General features: G+C 30.6%; 20 protein-coding genes. 6 read left to right on the top strand and 14 right to left on the bottom strand.

Going from position 1 to position 18,905, the window contains the following annotated elements:
* Together ACOTVC_RS07975 and ACOTVC_RS07970 are read right to left on the bottom strand one after the other, a co-directional pair.
* On the bottom strand, positions 1–1,056 hold a 1,056-nt coding region (locus ACOTVC_RS07975), incomplete at its 3' end, for a PDC sensor domain-containing protein (protein WP_421628237.1).
* A gap of 73 nt (positions 1,057–1,129) precedes the next feature.
* Positions 1,130–1,582: a low molecular weight protein-tyrosine-phosphatase gene (locus ACOTVC_RS07970; protein WP_214099619.1), complete on the bottom strand. Its 453-nt coding sequence runs from the start codon at positions 1,580–1,582 to the stop codon at positions 1,130–1,132.
* Between the two features lie 207 nt (positions 1,583–1,789).
* On the opposite strand from ACOTVC_RS07970, the gene thiD reads away from it, so the two are divergent.
* The 4 genes from thiD to ACOTVC_RS07950 are packed head-to-tail and all read left to right on the top strand — an operon-like array spanning position 1,790 to position 4,635.
* A complete protein-coding gene (gene thiD / locus ACOTVC_RS07965; protein ID WP_214116596.1) occupies positions 1,790–2,599 on the top strand; it encodes a bifunctional hydroxymethylpyrimidine kinase/phosphomethylpyrimidine kinase in 810 nt (269 codons plus the stop codon).
* A gap of 2 nt (positions 2,600–2,601) precedes the next feature.
* Complete coding sequence (gene thiM / locus ACOTVC_RS07960; RefSeq protein WP_214116592.1) at positions 2,602–3,384, top strand: hydroxyethylthiazole kinase; 783 nt, start codon at positions 2,602–2,604, stop codon at positions 3,382–3,384.
* Entirely contained in the window at positions 3,371–3,997 is a 627-nt protein-coding gene (gene thiE / locus ACOTVC_RS07955) for a thiamine phosphate synthase (protein WP_039641948.1), read from the top strand. Before thiM ends, thiE begins: the two co-directional genes overlap by 14 nt.
* A complete protein-coding gene (locus tag ACOTVC_RS07950) occupies positions 3,994–4,635 on the top strand; it encodes a uroporphyrinogen-III synthase (protein WP_421628239.1) in 642 nt (213 codons plus the stop codon). Before thiE ends, ACOTVC_RS07950 begins: the two co-directional genes overlap by 4 nt.
* Here the strand turns inward: ACOTVC_RS07950 and ACOTVC_RS07945 are convergent.
* Entirely contained in the window at positions 4,616–5,950 is a 1,335-nt protein-coding gene (locus ACOTVC_RS07945; protein ID WP_214116590.1) for an MATE family efflux transporter, read from the bottom strand. The two genes, ACOTVC_RS07950 and ACOTVC_RS07945, sit on opposite strands and share 20 nt — an antisense overlap.
* 273 nt (positions 5,951–6,223) lie before the next feature.
* On the opposite strand from ACOTVC_RS07945, the gene ACOTVC_RS07940 reads away from it, so the two are divergent.
* Positions 6,224–6,844 carry a hypothetical protein gene (locus tag ACOTVC_RS07940; protein ID WP_039641942.1) on the top strand — a complete coding sequence of 207 codons (621 nt, stop codon included), beginning with the start codon at positions 6,224–6,226 and terminating at the stop codon, positions 6,842–6,844.
* Between the two features lie 29 nt (positions 6,845–6,873).
* On the opposite strand, the gene lepA is transcribed toward ACOTVC_RS07940, so the two are convergent.
* Genes lepA through ACOTVC_RS07890 form a run of 10 tightly spaced genes read right to left on the bottom strand, consistent with a single transcriptional unit; the run spans position 6,874 to position 18,437 of the window.
* Positions 6,874–8,664, bottom strand: a complete 1,791-nt coding sequence (gene lepA / locus ACOTVC_RS07935; RefSeq protein WP_421628234.1) for a translation elongation factor 4 — start codon at positions 8,662–8,664, stop codon at positions 6,874–6,876.
* A gap of 9 nt (positions 8,665–8,673) precedes the next feature.
* Complete coding sequence (locus tag ACOTVC_RS07930; protein ID WP_052241416.1) at positions 8,674–9,099, bottom strand: hypothetical protein; 426 nt, start codon at positions 9,097–9,099, stop codon at positions 8,674–8,676.
* An 11-nt stretch (positions 9,100–9,110) separates the two neighbouring features.
* Complete coding sequence (gene ccsA / locus ACOTVC_RS07925) at positions 9,111–12,341, bottom strand: cytochrome c biogenesis protein CcsA (protein ID WP_421628231.1); 3,231 nt, start codon at positions 12,339–12,341, stop codon at positions 9,111–9,113.
* Between the two features lie 3 nt (positions 12,342–12,344).
* Positions 12,345–13,040 (bottom strand): ABC transporter ATP-binding protein, encoded by a 696-nt coding sequence (locus tag ACOTVC_RS07920; protein ID WP_214116585.1) that lies wholly within the window; start codon positions 13,038–13,040, stop codon positions 12,345–12,347.
* Positions 13,027–13,797: a high-affinity branched-chain amino acid transporter, ATP-binding protein gene (locus tag ACOTVC_RS07915; protein ID WP_039618805.1), complete on the bottom strand. Its 771-nt coding sequence runs from the start codon at positions 13,795–13,797 to the stop codon at positions 13,027–13,029. The genes ACOTVC_RS07920 and ACOTVC_RS07915 overlap by 14 nt, the downstream gene beginning before the upstream one ends.
* Complete coding sequence (locus tag ACOTVC_RS07910) at positions 13,794–14,825, bottom strand: branched-chain amino acid ABC transporter permease (RefSeq protein ID WP_039619660.1); 1,032 nt, start codon at positions 14,823–14,825, stop codon at positions 13,794–13,796. The genes ACOTVC_RS07915 and ACOTVC_RS07910 overlap by 4 nt, the downstream gene beginning before the upstream one ends.
* Position 14,826: 1 nt before the next feature.
* Complete coding sequence (locus ACOTVC_RS07905) at positions 14,827–15,723, bottom strand: branched-chain amino acid ABC transporter permease (RefSeq protein ID WP_039628648.1); 897 nt, start codon at positions 15,721–15,723, stop codon at positions 14,827–14,829.
* Positions 15,724–15,743: 20 nt separating this feature from the next.
* Positions 15,744–16,859, bottom strand: a complete 1,116-nt coding sequence (locus tag ACOTVC_RS07900; RefSeq protein ID WP_214098050.1) for an ABC transporter substrate-binding protein — start codon at positions 16,857–16,859, stop codon at positions 15,744–15,746.
* Between the two features lie 11 nt (positions 16,860–16,870).
* On the bottom strand, positions 16,871–17,983 hold the full coding sequence (locus ACOTVC_RS07895) for an ABC transporter substrate-binding protein (RefSeq protein WP_263680694.1): 1,113 nt from the start codon (positions 17,981–17,983) through the stop codon (positions 16,871–16,873).
* Positions 17,984–17,999: 16 nt separating this feature from the next.
* The gene (locus tag ACOTVC_RS07890) at positions 18,000–18,437 is read right to left on the bottom strand and encodes a c-type cytochrome (RefSeq protein ID WP_039618797.1); all 438 of its coding nucleotides are present in this window, start codon (positions 18,435–18,437) and stop codon (positions 18,000–18,002) included.
* Positions 18,438–18,566: 129 nt separating this feature from the next.
* Between ACOTVC_RS07890 and ACOTVC_RS07885 the strand changes: the two genes are divergently transcribed.
* Positions 18,567–18,701, top strand: coding sequence for a hypothetical protein (locus ACOTVC_RS07885; protein WP_421628229.1), 135 nt, complete (start codon positions 18,567–18,569; stop codon positions 18,699–18,701).
* 23 nt (positions 18,702–18,724) lie between these two features.
* Here the strand turns inward: ACOTVC_RS07885 and ACOTVC_RS07880 are convergent.
* The coding region (locus ACOTVC_RS07880) for a major outer membrane protein (protein WP_421628228.1) at positions 18,725–18,905 on the bottom strand (181 nt) is incomplete at its 5' end.

Here is an 18,905-nt window from a genome sequence, read left to right as displayed (position 1 = left end):
CATAGCACCTAATTCATCATTAGTCTTAACATCTATCATAGCTGAATCTTTGGTTTTATAGTTGATAAAATCAAAGAAAGAGTTGAGGCCGGTTTGGATAGATTGTAACGGAGATAAAAAATAAGATATGATAAAGTAAAGTAAAACAATACTAGCAATACTTGTAAAAATAACTATAGTAGCTTGAATATAAGCTATTTTCAAAGCAGGAGCTTTTATAACTTCAATATTTTCACCTGCACAAGTTGTATAGTTGTCAATTTTTACACAAATACCAAATCTATCTTGGCCATCTTTTGTAGAGTAGCTAAATATATTATAATCTCCAGCTTTTTCATAAGCTTTTGCTACTGTTATGATATCAGGATTTTGTTCTGCGCTAATTAGGGATTTATCTGTTGAAGCGAATACAGTGTAAGCTTGATCAAACACAAAAGTTCTTCCAGGAAGTTCGCTAAATTCAGTTTGTAAATCTTTTACTAAAACATCAATAGCTAAAACCCCAATAAATTTTCCATCTTTAACTAAAGGCATAGAATAAGTAAAACATGGTAAACCTGTTGTTACATCAATATATGATGGAGTAATATACAACCCATTTTTCTTTTTAGCTTCTATATAAAATTCTCTTGTTGTTGCATCATAATTATCTGCTTTCCCATAAATTCCATAATTTAAACCTTTGCTATCACTATCTGGGTCACTTACTATTAATTCACCATTTGGCTGAGCTATATAAACAGCTAAATAATTATTCATATCTCTAACAGTTTTTAATAATTCCCCAGTGTTATTCATCAACTTTTCTTGAGTATTAAGTTCCTGATAAGAGAGTCTTGTGATGGTTTGAGAAAGCTGTTTTAGAGCATGTGAATGAGTATTTTTAAAATCTCTCATTGATTTTTCAGCAGCTTTTACATAATTTGTTTCAGCTTTTACTACTTCATAGTTTAAAGCTTTTTCTGTAAAAATAAAGCTAATCACACCAAGTATAACTAAACATATTATGGCAATGATATTTGAAATCAATGAAATTTTTATTTTTATACTTTTCATTGGGATAAACTCCTTGTTTTTAATTTTTTATCTATATTATACTTCAATTAAAATTAGAAAAAGTTTATTTACTTTAAGATAAAGAATGAAGTAAATTTTTACAAGCTTTTGAAAGAATGTTATATGTTTCATTAAAATCTCCACTATACCAAGGATCAGGAACTTCATCATATCCTAACTCTAAAGCATAAGAGGTAATTTTATGAATTTTGTGTTTAAAATTTGAAAAATTTTTAACTACATCATTATAATTAGAATTATCCATAACAATGATTAGATCATTTTCTTCGCACATTTTTAAGCTCAACTTTTGACTGCAAAATGGCTTGGAATTAATATTTTTACTATTTAACATAGTTTTGGTTTTATAGTGCATATCTTCTCCATCATGATAACCTGAAGTGCCTGCACTAGAAACAATAAATTTATCGTTTAAATTTGCTTTTATTAAAAGATCTTTCATGATAAATTCAGCCATAGGGGAACGACAGATATTTCCTAAGCAAACAAAAATAATCTTAGTCATTTTTTCCTCAAAAATTGTGTAGTTTTTTCAAAATTATAGCAGTATTTTAAAATATTTTTTAAGATTAATTAAAACTAAGATATAATTTTTAATTAACGGGGAGCTTTTGCTGAGAGGAAGTTAGACTTCGACCCTTGAGAAGTTTGGTAATGCGAACTTTGAATTCTTGCAAAAACTTTCCTTTTTTACAAAAAAGGATAAAAAATGATACAAGCAAAAACAAAAACTAAAATTCCTATCTTAACTATAGCAGGAAGTGATTGTAGCGGTGGGGCTGGTATACAAGCTGATTTAAAAACTTTTAGTGCGCATAATTTATTTGGTATGAGTGTGGTTTTAAGCGTTGTAGCTGAAAACACTGCAAGAGTGATTTCTTGTTTTGATATACCAACTAAGATAATAGATGAACAAATATTAGCAATTTATGAAGACATAGAGCCAATAGCTGTAAAAATTGGAATGTTGGGTTCAAAAGAAATTATAACTTGTGTAAAAGAAAATTTATTACGCTTTAAAGCCAAAAATGTAGTGATAGATCCTGTGATGTTTGCAAAAAATGGCTATGCTTTAATGCCTTTAGAAAATTGTCAGTTTTTTAAAGATGAAATTTTATCTTTAGCTGATGTACTTACGCCAAATATACCTGAGGCTGAATTTTTGTGTGATTTTAAAATACTTAGCGAAGAGGATATGAAAAAAGCCGCTATAAAGCTTCACAAAGAAGGCGCAAAAAGTGTTTTGATTAAAGGTGGGCATAGTAAAGATAATACTAATGATGTTTTTTATGATGGAAAGGAATTTAGTATTTTTAAAGCAGAAAAAATTAATACAAAAAACACACATGGCACAGGTTGTACATTAAGTTCAGCTATAGCTAGTAATCTTGCCTTAGGTAAAGAAAAACATGAAGCTATAAAGCTTGCTAAAGATTATGTGTATGGAGCTATTTTAAATTCTTTAGCACTTGGAAAAGGTTGTGGTCCAACTAATCACTTTTTCCAATTTGATAAGGAGTAAAAATGATTATCAAAGCAGTAAGAGAAAAAAATCCTTTGATCCATCATATTACTAATTATGTTACAGCCAATGATTGCGCGAATGTAACTATAGCAGTAGGAGCAAGTGCTGCTATGGCTGATTTTTATGAAGAACAAACTGATTTTGCTAAAATAAGCTCGGCTTTAGTTTTAAATACAGGTACAATTAATCAGCTTGTAGCAAATTCTATGTTAAAAGCAACCAAAGAATATGCTTTATTAAATAAACCTATAGTTTTTGATCCTGTTGCTTTGGGCGTGAGTAAGGCAAGAGATGGGATTAATTTTGAATTGCTTAATCTAAAAGGCATTAGTATTGTTAAAGCAAATGCGTCTGAAATGGCTAGTGTTATAGGTTTAGATGGTAAAGCAAGAGGGGTTGATAGTACTTTTGTGATTAATGATGAGTTTTTAGAAAAAGCTAGAGAATACTCATATAAAACTAAGCGTGTTTTAGCTATAACTGGAAGAATTGATTATATTATAAATCAAGAGCGTGTTGCAAAAGTTTATAATGGCTCTATTATGGCTACTAAAATAACTGGAGCAGGTTGTATGTGTGCTTCTTTGTGTGGAGTTTTTTCAGGAGCATTAGAAGATAAATTTCAAGCTAGTTTATATGCTTTGCTTAGTTTTGGTATAGCTAGTGAAATCGCTCAAGAACTTTCTAGTGGAAGTGGTAGTTTTAGAGTGAATTTAATCGATGCTTTAAGTAATTTAAATGATGAAGAAATTAAAAAAAGAGCTAAATATGAAATCATTTAAAATTTATCTTGTTGCAAGCAAGGGTGAGAAAAGTGAAAGTGAGTTTTTAAATATTTTAGAAGCTTCTTTGAAAGCTAAGATTGATATTTTACAACTTAGGGAAAAAAATCTTAGCACTTTAGAATTTTATAATCTTGCTTTAAAAGTTAAAGCTTTGTGTGAAAAATACAATACACCTTTTGTGATAAATGATAGAATCGATATAGCCATGGCTGTGAATGCAAATGGAGTGCATATAGGACAAAAGGATATGCCTTTAAAAAAAGCAAGAGAGCTTTTAGGTGAAGATAAAATCATAGGACTTACGATCAATCATAAAAGTGAACTTGCTAACACTCAAAGCGCTACTTATCTTGGAGTAGGGGCTGTTTTTGCTACACCTAGCAAGCAAGATTGTATTGTGCTTGGCATAGATGGATTAAAAGAAATTACTAGTTTAAGTTCTTTACCTATTGTGGCCATAGGTGGGATAGATGAGGCTAATTTAAATTTACTTAAAGATTGTAATATACAAGGTGTGGCTGTTGTTAGAGCAATAATGCAAGCAAATGATCCTTATATGGCAACTTTAAATTTAAGATCAAATTTTGATAAAACTTTTATAGGAAAATAATGATTTATTTTATAGGAGATAAAGAATTTGATGGCGTTAAGACTATAAGATTAAATGAAATTAAATTTCTTGATTTTGAAGTTAATTTAAAGGAATTTGATTGTTTAATCATTAGCTCTAAGAATGCACTCAAAGCATTAATGTCAAGTAAAAGCAAAATTGATTTTGATATTAAACTTTATGCTGTTGGGCAAAAAAGTGCAGATTTTGCAAAAGAACTTGGTTTTAAAAATGTCAAATATCCTAGCAAGGCTTATGGTAAAAATTTAGCTAGTGAGTTTTTATCTGAGTTTAAAAATAAAAATTGTCTTTATTTAAGAGCGAAGAAAATTAGCTCAGGACTTGATGGGTATTTGTTAAAAGAAAATGTCCTTTTAAAGCAATTAATCGTTTATGAAAATATAGCCATAGAGCCTAAAAAAGATGAGTTAAAAATACATCACCCTAGTGTTTTTATTTTTAGCGCTCCATCAAGCATAGAACAATTTTTGAAATTTTTTACATTAAAAAAAGAAGATAAAGTTGTAGTTATAGGTCAAAGTACAGCTTTAAAACTTCATAATTTTAAAAATTTGCATATATGTAAAGAGCAAGATCTAAACTCTTGTTTAAAATTAGCTAAGAGTTTAGATCTTTAAAAGTTTTATATAGTAAATAAGAAGCAATAAACACCATAAGAACCTCGCTTGCAAAAGAAGCAAGCCAAACTCCATTTAAACTAAGATAATATGATAATACCTGTATAAAGATAAAAGGTAATACTAAACTTTGTATGATGGATATGGCTAAAGAAAGCATAGGTTTATCTAAAGCGGTAAAAAAAGATGCGCAAAGTTTTCCAAACCAGCTTAATAAAAAAGAAAAAGAAAACAATACAAGTGCATTTTGCGCTAGATTTGCAAAACTAATATCATTATTTTTATTAAAGAGAGAAACTATAATTTCGTTGAAAAAAAATGCAAGTAAAAACACAGATATTCCAAATACACCAGATGCTATAAACATTCTTTTAAAAATAGCTTGAATTCTTAATATGTTTTTATATCCATAGTTGTAACTTATAGCAGGTTGCATAGCTTCACACATTGATAAGATTAAAGCAAAGGTAAAAGTACTTAAATAAAGTATAATGGAAAATGCAGCAAGTGCTTGATTTCCTGCTATTTTTAATAATATAGCATTAGCTAGTATAGTATAAATAGAGCTTGATATATTTGAAAAAAATTCAGATGAGCCATTATAGATAATATTCTTGAGTATTTTTAAACTAATTATAGGTTTTTTAAATTTTAAAATTAAATTTTTAAAAACAAAAGGTATAAAACCTAAAATAGTACCTAAAAGCATTCCTAGACAGGTTGCTAGAGCAGCTGAAAATAAACTCCACTCAAGAATAACTATAAAAAGCCAATCTAATATTATATTGCTTGAAGCTACTGTGATATTAACCACCATACTATAAAATGTTTTACCGCATATTCTTAAATAATTATCCATAGCAAAAGCTAACATAGTAAAAGGTGCAAAAAGAGCAAAAATTTGCATATATTCAGTGGATAAATTTTGTATGTTTCCATCAGCGCCCATAAAAGCACTTAAAGGTTTTGCTAAGAAAAATCCTAATATTCCCATTATGCAAGAAATTACAAAAATAAGAACGATGCAAAAAGAAAAAATAGCTCTTGCTTTTTCGATTTTTCCTTTGCCTAGGTTGATTGCAATTTGCACTGATGAACCTATGGCTATCATATCTGCTAAGGCAAAGCTTATCATGATAAAGGGCATTACTAAATTCATAGCAGCAAGAGCATCTGCTCCTAAGTATCTTCCAACAAAAATACCATCAATGATAACATAAAGATATATAAATGCAGCACTTGCCATGTTAGGTAGGGCGCATTTGTAAAACAATATAGTAGCGTTTGTATTAGTATAAAAATTGTGTAATGACATAGTTTTCCTTATTAGTGTTTATTTTGCGTTCTGTTTGATAATTTACGAATAAAATAAAGCTAATAGAGAGATTCTATGCCTTCTATAGTATCTTTAAAATATGGATCTGAAATTTCAATAAAATAATCTTTGAAAAGCATAAATCACCTAAATTTTAAAAATCCTATATTAATATAATACAAATATTATATTGCAAAAGTCTTTATTTTTGGCTTAATATTCATTTTATTTCTTTTTATCCGATTTTTATAAACCCACAAAAAAGGAGCAAGGATGCAAATAAATTCGTATTCACGTGTGGCAGTGGAGTCGCAAGTTGGCAATAGGAAGGCTAATTTGAATACAAAACTTGAAGATGCCAATACTAAAAGTGCTAATAGCACAAAAAATATTGATGAGGATAAGCTTAGTAAGCTTGCTAGCATAGGTGGAAAAGGCATAACAGAACTTTATGCTATGAGCTTTATGCAACAAGCATTTAGCATGAGCTCCTCTAATGGTTTAACTCAAGCTGGGATTTTTCAAGGAGCTCAATCTAAGGATTCTTTAACAGCTATTTTATCAAATGTAGATTTTAAAGCTATAGGATATGAAGGCAAAGATATACTTAGTTTAAATGCTGATGAAGCAAAAGAGCTTATTGGGGAAGATGGGTATTTTGGTGTAGCAAAAACATCTCAAAGATTGGCTGATTTTGTTATTAATGGGGCTGGTGATGATATGGAAAAACTTCAAAAAGGTTTAGAAGGTCTAAAAGCAGGATTTGCGCAAGCGGAAAAAATGTGGGGTGGCAAACTTCCTGATATCAGCTATGAAACAATTGATAAAGCTATCGAAAAAGTAACTCAAAAAATCAATGAAATGGGTGGAAATTCTTTAGATATCAATGCATAAAATTATATCCCTAGTTTTAAACTAGGGATTTAGTCTATTTTTAAAACACTTAAAAATGCTTCTTGAGGTAAATGTACTTTACCGATAGCTTTCATTCTTTTTTTACCTTCTTTTTGTTTTTCAAGAAGTTTTCTTTTTCTAGTAATATCCCCACCATAGCATTTTGCTGTTACATTTTTACCCATGGATTTTACATTTTCTCTTGCGATGATTTTATTTCCTATACTTGCTTGAATGGCAACTTCAAAAAGCTGCCTTGGGACGATTTCTTTCATTGCTTTTACTAGTTCTCTACCCTTGCTTAGTGCCTTTTCATTTGGTACTATGATGCTTAGTGCATCAACATTTTCACCAGCTACTTTGATATCAAGTTTTACAAGATCACCCACTCTAAATTCAATAGGCTCATAATCAAAACTAGCATAGCCTTTAGTGAGTGATTTGAGTTTATCGTAAAAATCCATAACGATTTCATTTAAAGGTATATCATACTCAAGTAAAACACGCTCGGGGGTAATATAATCCATCTTAACCTGCATACCACGTTTGCGATTTAAAAGAGTGATTAAATTTCCTAAATACTCACTCGGGGTTATAATGGTTGCTTTTACATAAGGTTCTTTTATGTGATCGATTTTATTTACTGGAGGTAGTTCACTTGGATTTTGAATTTTTAAAACTTCTCCATCAGTTTGATAAATTTCATAAGTAACAGTTGGAGCAGTAGCAATCAAATCAAGGTTAAACTCACGCTCAAGTCTTTCTTTAATAACCTCCATATGCAAAAGACCTAAAAAACCAACCCTAAAACCAAACCCTAAAGCTAGCGATGTTTCAGGTTCATAGGTAATAGAACTATCATTGAGTTTTAATTTGTCTAAAGCATCTCTTAAATCTTCAAATTTATCCGTTTCTATAGGGTATAATCCTGCAAAAACAAAAGCTTTAGCTTTTTCAAAACCACCAATGGCTTCTTTTGCTTTGTTTTTGGTAAGCGTTATAGTATCGCCCACTTGAACATCAGCAACATTTTTAAGTCCAAGCACGATAACACCTACTTCACCTGATTCTAATTTTTTGGTTTTTATAGGGCTTAATGGGTGAGGGTAAAAAAGATCTTGCACGAGATGTTTTTTATCTGTACTCATAACTAAAACTTCATCATTTTTAGCTATATTTCCTTCATAAATTCTAACTAAAGCCAAAGCTCCAAGATAATTATCAAACCAAGAATCATAGATTAAAGCTTTGGTAGGTGCTTCATCATCGGTTTTTGGTGCAGGAATTTTTGTGATGATGGTTTCTATGAGTTCTTTTATACCCACACCTGTTTTTGCGCTAACGCAAATTGCATTAGAACAATCAATGCCTATAATATGCTCTATTTCGTGTTTAACTTTTTCTATGTCAGCTGAAGGAAGATCAATTTTATTAATCACTGGTATGATTTCAAGATCATTTTCTAAGGCTATGTAAACATTAGCTATAGTTTGAGCTTCTACTCCTTGTGAAGCATCAACAACAAGCAAAGCTCCTTCACAACTTGCTAAAGAGCGACTTACTTCATAGGAAAAATCAACATGACCTGGAGTGTCTATCAAATTTAATATATATTCTTCATTATTAAATTTATAATTTAAACGCACAGATTGAGCTTTTATAGTTATACCACGCTCTTTTTCTATATCCATAGTATCCATTACTTGGGCACTCATTTGTCTATCACTAATTGCACCACATTCACTAATAATTCTATCAGCTAGTGTACTTTTTCCATGATCAATATGAGCTATGATAGAGAAATTTCTAATATTTTTCATCAAAAAACCTTAAGATTGTCTCATTTTTCTTTTTGCTAGACCTATTTGCTCATAAGCATCTATTTCCTTTTTTAAAGCTTTATAACGCTTTTTTAGTTCGTTATTTAAAAAAGAAATATTTTTAGGAGTAGCATTAGCATTAGCTGAAATTGCACTAATAAAATCAAGTTTTCTTTTAGTGGCACTATCTTTTGGATTGGAACCAAATTTTTGTGAATTTAAAAATTGCAAGATTAAAGCTTGAATTTCTTGAGAATTTTTTGCTCCATTGGCTTTGGAAATAAAATCTTCTATATTGCTTATTTTTGGAGCTTTGGTTGTATTAGATTTATTGGGTTGTTTATCTTTATGGGTAAAAAATAATACCAAAAGAACACCAAGTATAATAACAACAACTAAAGCTACAATTAAAAATATAAAAAGAGAATTATTCATTCAAAGCCTTCCTATAATTTTCTTGCATAGGATCTTTTGAAATAACTTGCTATGCTGAGTGCAACCATAAATAAAAAGCCCCAATATACATAATCAGGAATTTTTACCGAATCTCCCGCTGCGTAAGAGTGCATGCCAGTTAAAAAGTAATTTACTCCAAAATAAGTCATAATGATTGCCCAATATGCAAACATAGAGAAAACTGCGAAAATATATTGATTTGCCCATTTTGGAACCATTCTAATGTGTAAAATAGCCGCATAAACTAAAATACTAATTAAAGCCCAAGTTTCCTTAGAATCCCAGCTCCAATATCTTCCCCAGCTTTCATTTGCCCATATAGCACCTAAGAAATTTCCAACTGTAAGCAAGCAAAGTCCTAAAATCATAGCCATTTCATTAATTCTTGTAGCTTCTGTAATGTTTCTTAAAATATTTTCATTATGCTTACCGTTAATTTTTAGCATACACAATAAAATAAGTACAAATATACCCAATAATGCACATAGCCCTAAAAATCCATAACTAGCAGTAATAACTGAAACATGTATAGTAAGCCAATATGATTGCAACACAGGAACTAGGTTGGTAATTTGTGGATCCATTTGACTAAGATGAGCTACTCCTAAAGTAACACCCGCTAAAATAGAAGTTAAAGAAAGCGCAATAGGGCTTTTTCTAGAAAAGAAAATTCCAGATAACGATAAAGCCCAAGCTATATAAACCATGCTCTCATAAGCATTGCTCCATGGTGCACGACCTGCTATATACCAACGCAAAGCCAAACCTAAAGTATGAATGAAAAACGCCACAATGTTAAATACATAAACACATTTAAAAATAAAATCAATGCGAATTTTTGGCAGCAGCATTTTGACAAAAACTATAATTAAAAGCAAAAATCCAGCACATAAATAAAGCGGAGCAAGATTTACAAAAATTTGACTTTTATTGAAAAAGATTTCTGTACTAATTTTTTTAGCACTTGGCATAACTTCATGGCCGTATTTTTCTTGATAGTTTTTGATAGCGTTTAAGTTTTTAGTTGCTTCATCCCAGTTATTGTGTGCAATAGAGTTACTAACTGCGTTGAAATAGTTTTCTAAAATACTTTTAACTTCTGCACCTTCTTCACCTTTTAAACCTATATAAGCTTCGCGTGGTGCTACCCATTGATTATTGGTGCTATTTTGCAAAGGAATAAATCTAAAAATATCACCTGAGAAAATTAAATTTACAATATTAACCCTTTCATCAAGCTTGATGATTTCTTTGTCAAAAACACTTCTGCGGTTTGGATTTTTTCTATTAGCATTTTCTACATATTTTTGTAGTTTATATGAATCTGTAGTGAAAAAATCTTTAAAACTAGTATAGGCTCTAGGCTCAATTTCTAAAATTTTAGAAATTTCTTCATTAACCAAGCGACTGCTTGGCATGAAAATAATGTCTTTGTCATACCATGCACTACCATCAAAAATCATCGATATAATTGTTGCTTCAGCACTTTGACCTTGAAAGGTTGTGTTTTTGTATATTTTTTCTAAAACTTCCATGGCTAAAGTATTAAAAGGAACCATTCTGCCATCAGGCTTTTGCACTATTAAAGAAGCAAGTTCTTTAGCATGTGCCTCATCTACCTTGATAGGCTCATTTGCGTAAGTATTTTGGCCTGCAAATAAAACTAATATAAAAGCCAAAATAGCACTTGTTTTTTTTAGGGTGTCTTGATTGATTAGTTTAGCTAAGGTTCTAAATCTTGAATGAGGATTTAAAATATTTAAAAACATTCCTAATGTGAGTAAAAAATATCCTATATATGTAGGAATTTTACCCGAATCTTTATTGACTGAAAGAATGGTACCAAGCTCATCTTGATCATATGAGCTTTGATAAAATCTATAACCTTGATAATCTAAAACATTATTCATAAAAATTTTATATTCTAGTTTCTTATCAGCATTGTCAATTTCTACATAACTTGCATAAGACATAGGTGACATTGAGCCAGGATAGCGTTCTAATTCAAAGTCTTTTAAGTACATTTCAAATGGCATTTCTATTCCTTTAGGACCCCATCTTAAAAAGAAAGGTTGGCCTGCTACATCAATGCGAATAGGTGAGTTGTATTCTACTAGGAAAACTTCTTTGGATTCTCCTTTGTAGCTTAGTTTTAATTTTAAAGCATTAATGGCATTATCTGAAAGTTGAGTTGGCATATATTTAGTGCTTTGTGCAAAATCTTTGAAATTATTTAATAAAGAATTATTCCAGTATTTTGCCTCGCCAAATAAAGAAATCAAAGCATTACGTCCTAGCTCTATCCAACTGTTTTTAAACCAAGTAAAAAAACTTTCATCTTGAGCTTGATTGATACCTTCTAAAGTTTTTTTACCATGCAAGGAGGCAAATTTAACCACTAAATTAATATCGTTAAAAGAATACAATCTTAAATCTTTCGCTTGTGCTTTTTGATTTGCTTTTAAAATATTTTCTTTACCATCGCTCATTGACATATATTTTAAATCAAAATCAGCGCTAAGTTTCAAGTTTTTATCGATTTTTATATAAGGACTTGGAACAGATTCGTTTAAAAATGCTATATTAACACCGTTAATATTTTCAATATCTCCTGCTTGAAAAAGCAATTCTTTAGACTCGTTATTTTGTGAAAGCATTAAAGATAAAAGTGGGGCAGAATTGTTATCATCAATATAAATTTCTTTTGCATCTAAGATTAAATTTTCATATGCAATTTGAGCTTTTTCATTAGGTAAGATTAAATCAAATGAAAAATCATTTACAAAAGGTAGGGTTGCAATATATTCAGATTTTGAAGCGCTATATACTTTATCATCTTTTAAGGTTGCTATGTAAATATAACTTTTTGAAGTTTCAATGATGTTGTTTTTTTCATTTTCTCTAATGTGTAAATTTCCTTCAAATCCCATATATCTAGTCATAGCTGAGCCTAGTAATATAAATAAAAATGAGATATGAAAGATTAAAAGTGGTATTTTTTTCTTGTTAAACATTTTGTATTTAAAAAGAGCCGCTAAAAGATTAATTCCTAGTATGAGTTGTATAAAACCAAACCAAGAAGAACCATAGATCATCGCCCATGCTGTTGGCGTATTATAAGCGCTTTCTATGAAAGTAGCTAGGGCGCAAAATAGAGCAAAAATTAAAAATAAAAAAATAGAAATTTTTATATCCCCAAAGGCTAAAAGTTGTTTTTTCATGAATTAAGCTCCAAGGTATTTTTTTCTAATCTCATCATTGCCGATAAGATCTTTTGCAGGTGCATGCATAGCGATTTTACCATTTTCTAAAACATAAGCATAGTCGCTAATTTTTAAAGCTGAAAATGCATTTTGTTCTACTAATAAAATGGTAATTCCTTCTTCTTTTAATTTGACTATAATATCAAAAACCTCTCCAACTATTTTTGGAGCAAGACCTAATGAAGGCTCATCAAGCATTAAAAGTTTTGGCTCACTCATAAGCGCTCTTGAGATAGCTAACATTTGGGCTTCCCCTCCACTTAGAGTTCCTGCAAGGGCATTTTTTTTATCTTTTAATCTTGGGAAAAGTCTATACATTTGAATTTTTAAATGCTCGTAATTTTCTGCATTATTAAAAGCACCAATTTTTAAATTTTCTTCTATGGTAAGATTTATAAAAACTCTCCTTCCTTCAGGTACTAAGGCGATACCTTTTTGAACTAGAGTGTGCGGTAAGTGTCTTTGAGTATCATAGCCTAAAAAGGTTACTTCACCGGTTTTTTTAACACAATTTAACATAGCATTAAGTGTTGATGTTTTTCCTGCGCCATTTGAGCCTATTAAGCTAACTATACTTCCTGTTTTTATAGTAAAATCAATACCTTTAACAGCCTCTATTAAACCATAATAAACATGTAAATCTTTAACTACTAGCATTAAAATCTCCCAAATACGCACTAATTACTTCAGGGTTTTGTACCGCATCATTTGGTTTTCCCTCAAAAATAGTTCTACCATAATCAAGTACCATAACCCTATCGCAAAGTTTATTTACAAATTTCATATCATGCTCTATAAGCAAAACACTAATTTTTTTGTTATCTCTTATGTTAAAAATTAACTCAGCTAAATCATCGCTTTCTGTAGAATTCATACCTGCTGCGGGTTCATCTAGTAATAAAAGCTTAGGGTTTGTTGCCAAAGCTCTTGCTATTTCAACTTTTCTTTGCTGACCATAGCTTAAACTAGTAGCTTTTTCATCAGCCAAATGAGCGATATTGAGCTGTTCTAAAATTTCATAAGCTGCTTTTTTTGCATTTTTTTCTGCTTTGGAAAATCTTCCAAGGTGTAAAAAAGCTTCAAAAATATTATATTTAATGCTCTTATCAAAACCAATCAATACATTTTCTAAAACACTCATGCTTGAAAAAAGTCTGATGTTTTGAAAAGTTCTTGCTATACCTAGATGAACTATTTTGTGTGGTTTTAAATGATCAATTTTTTTTCCTAGAAAAAAGACTTCTCCGCTACTTGGCTTATAATTTCCTGTGATAATATTAAATAGAGTGGTTTTACCTGCACCATTTGGACCTATAAGCCCAAAAATTTCACTTTCTCTAATAGCAAAAGAAGTATTTGTTATAGCGTTAACTCCGCCAAAATTTTTATGAATTTCTTTAAGTTCTAAAATCATTTCTTCTTCCTTTTAGAAAACTTAAATAAAATATCTGTTAGTTCTTTATCGCCCATTATTCCTCTTCTTGCAAAAAGCATTACTAAAATTAATATAACAGAAAATACAACCATTCTAAGACCAGGCATAGCAGGGGTTTCATAGCCAAAAATATTCATACTTTCATCTAAAAATCTTAAATACTCACTTCCGCCTATTACCAAAATAGCTCCGATGATAGCACCGGTAGTTGAACCCAAACCACCTAAAACAATGATGATTAAAAGTTGGAAGGTAAATAAAAAGTCAAATTGCTCAGGTGAAACTGAAGCTAGCGCACAAGCAAGTAAGCCTCCGCCGACACCTTCTAAAAATGCTGAAGTGCTAAAGGCTAGGGTTTTGATATTAAAGGTGTTTATACCCATTGCTAATGCTGCATCCTCATCATCTCTTACGGCTTTCATAGCTCTACCAAATTTTGAACTAACAATATTTAAGATGATAATAACAGAAAATATGGCAATCCCGCCACTCCAGTATAATGTGGTATGTTTAGGAATGTCATTTAAACCTAAAGAACCATTTGTAACAGAAGCAAAGTTAATCGCCATAAGTTTGATGATAATACCAAAACCTAGTGTTACAATAGCTAAATAATCCCCTCTAACTCTAAATACCGCAAAGGCCAAAACTAAAGATAAAAGCATAGCACAAAGCCCAGCAGCAAGTAAAGCCACAATAAAACTTGGTGAATGAATCATCAAAATAAAGCTACTTGGATCTTCTAAAGAAAACTGGTCGATTTTGCTTTCACTTGTAAGTAAAACTAAAGCTGCAACATAAGCTCCTATAGCTACAAAGCCATTTGGTTCTAGTGAAAATTGTCCTGTAACCCCATTGATAAGATTATAGCTTACTGCCAAGATAACAAAAATAGCAATATTGCTTAAAATTCCTATTTTATAATCATTGAAAAAATAAGGAGATATAAAAAGAAAAGCAAGTGCTATGATAAAAAAACTTAAGTGTGTAATTTTTCTTGCAACCATCTTAAAACCTACTTTTTTCAAAATTAATACCTAAAATTCCGGTTGGTTTAAAAAGTAAAATCAATACTAAAAAGATAAACGCAAAAGCATCTTTAAAACCAGAAAGATCAGGGAAAATAGCAACTACAACAACTTCTGTAAATCCTATAATCAAGCCACCTAAAACCGCTCCAGCAACCGAACCAATACCACCTAAAACAGCAGCGCCAAATGCCTTAAGTCCTATAAGAGTTCCCATACTAGGTTCAACAGAAGGATAACTAACAGCCCAAAAAATACCACCAATAGCAGCTAAAGCCGAGCCCAATGCAAACACAATAGCAATAATACGATTTGCATCAATTCCCATTAAATTTACAGTATGAATATCAAAAGCTAAAGCTCTAATAGCAATGCCATATTTGCTTTTATAAAGTATGAATAAAACTACTAATAATATAAAAAATGTCAAAATAGGCACTAAAATACTATTAATGCTAATGCTGATATTATTAAAATTAATCACTGTTTCAAGATAGCTTGGCACAGGAAAATATTTTGGGGTTGAGCCAAATAAGACATTAAATACATTTTGTATTAAAAAGCTTATGCCTATGGCTGTGATAAGTAAAGAAATTCTAGGTGCTTTTCTTAAAGGTTTATAAGCTACCCTATCAATAGCTATACCTAAAGCTGCTGCAAATAACATAGCCAAAGAAAGAGCTCCTAAAAAAGGCACATTCATACTTGTAACACAAAATAAAGCCGAGTATGCACCTACCATCATGATATCACCATGTGCAAAATTAATCAATCTTAAAACACCATAGACCATTGTATAGCCTATAGCAATAAGTGCATACATGCTACCTAAGCTAAAACCATTTATAATTTGCTGTAAAATTAAAGAACTATCCATTGAACCTCTTAAAATTTTATTTACGGAAAAATCGTATCTTTATAAATTTGCTTTTGATTTTCTATTGATTTTATAACAATTGAACGCGTAGCATTACCTGTTTTATCAATGCTAATTACTCCACTAACACCTTCAAATTTTGAAGTAGTGTGGATATTGTTGTTGATACATTCACTGTTAAAATCATTAATACATTTTTGCATAGCTTCAAAAATCACAAAATACGCATCTGCACCCATAGCTGTGAAATTTGGAACTTCTTTACTTTGTTTTTCTTTTTCATAAGCTAATATAAAGTCTTTTGAAAGTTGTGTTGGGGGATTGTGATAATCAAAGCTATCGGTAAATAAATATCCTTCAGCTGCTTCTTGAGCTAGATTAATAAAAGTTTCATCAGCCACCCCATCTGCTGAACCCATAGGGATATTTATACCCATTGCTTTTGCTTGGCGTGCAAACAAAGAAGCCTCGGTGTAATATACCGGAAGATAAATAAAATCAGGTTTTAAATTTTTAATTTGTGAAAGAATAGCTTTGAAGTCTTTATCGCCTGCTGTAATTCTAAATTTATCTAAAATTTTTCCACCTTGTTTGCTAAATTCTTTTTCAAAAGCTCTAGTTAAACCTAAAGAATAATCCGCACTTTGATCGCTAATTATCACAGCTTTGGTGTAATTTAGCTTATTTTTTACATAATTAGCTAAAGATGAGCCTTGAAAGCTATCCATAAAACAAACTCTGCTAGCGTATAATTTTTTATTTAAAATTTTATCAGCAGTAGCTGCAGGAGCAACCACTGGGATCTTTTTTTCCTCGCCAATTCTTATCACTTGCAAAGTATTAGCTGTTAGCATTTCTCCAATTAGTGCATACGCTTTGTTTTGTGAAACTAGTCTTGTACTAGCATTTGCACTTTCTATTTTATCGCCTTTTGTATCAACTACTACTAAATTTACTTTATCTCCATTGCTTAAAGTGTTTTTCATAGAATTTGCAATTTTCACTCCATCTAAAGCACTTTGCCCATAAGCTGCAGTAGAGCCTGTTAGAGGTAAAACTACGCCGATGTTAATTTCTTTTGCTTGTATGATATTACTAGCTATGATAGACAATATAGCTATGCTAATTTTTTTCATAGTTTAACCTTTCAAGGATTGATAATAGTTTTATAAACTTGTTTTTGTTCTTGTATTTCTTTTATAACTACAGAACGACTTGCATTACCACTAGCGTCTATGCTTATAACTCCACCTACGCCTTCAAAATTATTTGTTGAATGAATTTTTTCATTAATGCATTGTGCGTTAAGATTATTCGCACATTCATTCATTGCATTTACCATTACATAATATGCATCAGCTCCCATAGCAGAAAATGCTGGAAGTTCTTTTGTGCCATGATCTTTTTCATAAGCTTCAATAAATTTTTTAGAAAGAGTTGTCGGAGGATTATTATAATCAAAACTATCGGTAAAGATTACTCCATTTACAGCATCACCGCCAAGCTCGATAAAGGTTTTATTATTTACTCCATCGCCTGCACTTAAAAGCTTGTTAAAGCCAACTGCTTTTGCTTGTCTTGCTATTAAAGCAGCTTCTGGGTGATAAATTGGCATATAAACAAAATCAGGGTTGATACTTTTAAGTTGTGAAACAATAGCTTTAAAGTCCTTATCGCCTGAAGAAATGGTTAGTTTTTTAAGTACTTTTCCACCATTTTGTTTAAATTCTTTTTCAAAAGCTCTTGCCAAACCTAATGAATATACATTGCTTTGATCAACTATCACAACCACGCTTTTTAAATTTAAATCTTTATAGGCATAGTTAGCAAATTTATCTCCTTGAAAACTATCCATAAAGCAAACTCTGCTAGCATAGCTTTTTTTATCTAAAAGTTTATCACCTGATGCAACTGGAGCTATAGCAGGAATTTTTCTTTCTTCAGCTATAGATAAAACTTGCATAGTATTTGGTGTAACAGCTTCGCCTATAAGGCCTAAAACTTTATCTTGAGAGATAAGTCTAGTAGTGGCATTTGCTGCTTCTATTTTATCGCCTTTTGTGTCAATAGCTATGATTTTAACACTATCTCCATTTTTTAAATTTGGATTTAAAGTATTAGCTAGTTTAATGCCCTCATATACATCATTGCCATAAGCTGCCAAAGTACCAGTAAGTGGTAAAACAATGCCTATTTTTACTTCTGCGGCATAAATTGAACTAACACAAAGTAAGCTAGCTAGCAGTAGATTTTTTTTCATGAAAACTCCTTTTTTGTTATTTTAAAAATGTATTGTGCTTGGTTTTTGGTGCAGGCTCTTCTTCTAAAAGATCTTTTTGATTAAGCTCTATAGAAAAATTTTGTCCTTTCAAATAAGCAATAATGTGATTCATATCACTATCACTTAATTTTTTAGCATACAAACTCATTTGGATATTATCGCTTGATTGATTTTTGAAATATCCATTAGCATAGTCTTTTAAAGCGCCTTTGATCTCTTCTGGGCTTAAGTCTTTAATGGCTCTTTTACCATAAGAATTTTTTTCTCCATTTTCTCCATGGCAAGTATTGCATTTATTTTTAAAATAAATTTCTTTAGCTTTTTCTAAGTCATAGCTAATGTTATCATTAAAAGTATAAGTAAATAAAGATTTTACATTAAAAGCTAATAGTGAATTGACAAATAAAATACTTACAATAAACAAGCGTAACATAAATATGCCTTTTTTAAATATAAATAAAGCTCGATTATATCTAAAAAAAATAAACAATTTTACTCCACTCTCACTTTTTTAAAAAATTCCAAAAGTTTAAGTCATTTTGCGAAAGCTTATAGGGGTAAAATGTTAAGAATATTAGCAAATAAAAATATACATAGTAAAGAAGTATTGCTTGAAAATCTACCTAATGATTTAAAAATAAAAGAAATTAAAATACAAGGATTAAAAGAAGAGATAGTTTTAGATATAGTAAGCTAAGCCTTTTGGCTTAGCTTTTATAATTAGAATTTGTATAGAGCTTCAAGTCTGATGAATTGATCATCATGATCACTTACATCTTTTGTATTGAAATCTTCAGTTAAGTAAGAATAGAAGCCACTAAATGTAAGTTTTGGGCTGTATTTGTAAGATACTCTTGCGATGTATTCGTTTTTATCTGTATCAGCAATACCTCTACCATAT

Source organism: Campylobacter sp. GB48, assembly GCF_049221845.1.
Classification (GTDB): Bacteria; Campylobacterota; Campylobacteria; order Campylobacterales; family Campylobacteraceae; genus Campylobacter_D; species Campylobacter_D lari_C.
The sequence above is the reverse complement of the archived record's forward strand: the minus strand, read 5'-3'. Positions and strand labels throughout refer to the sequence as shown.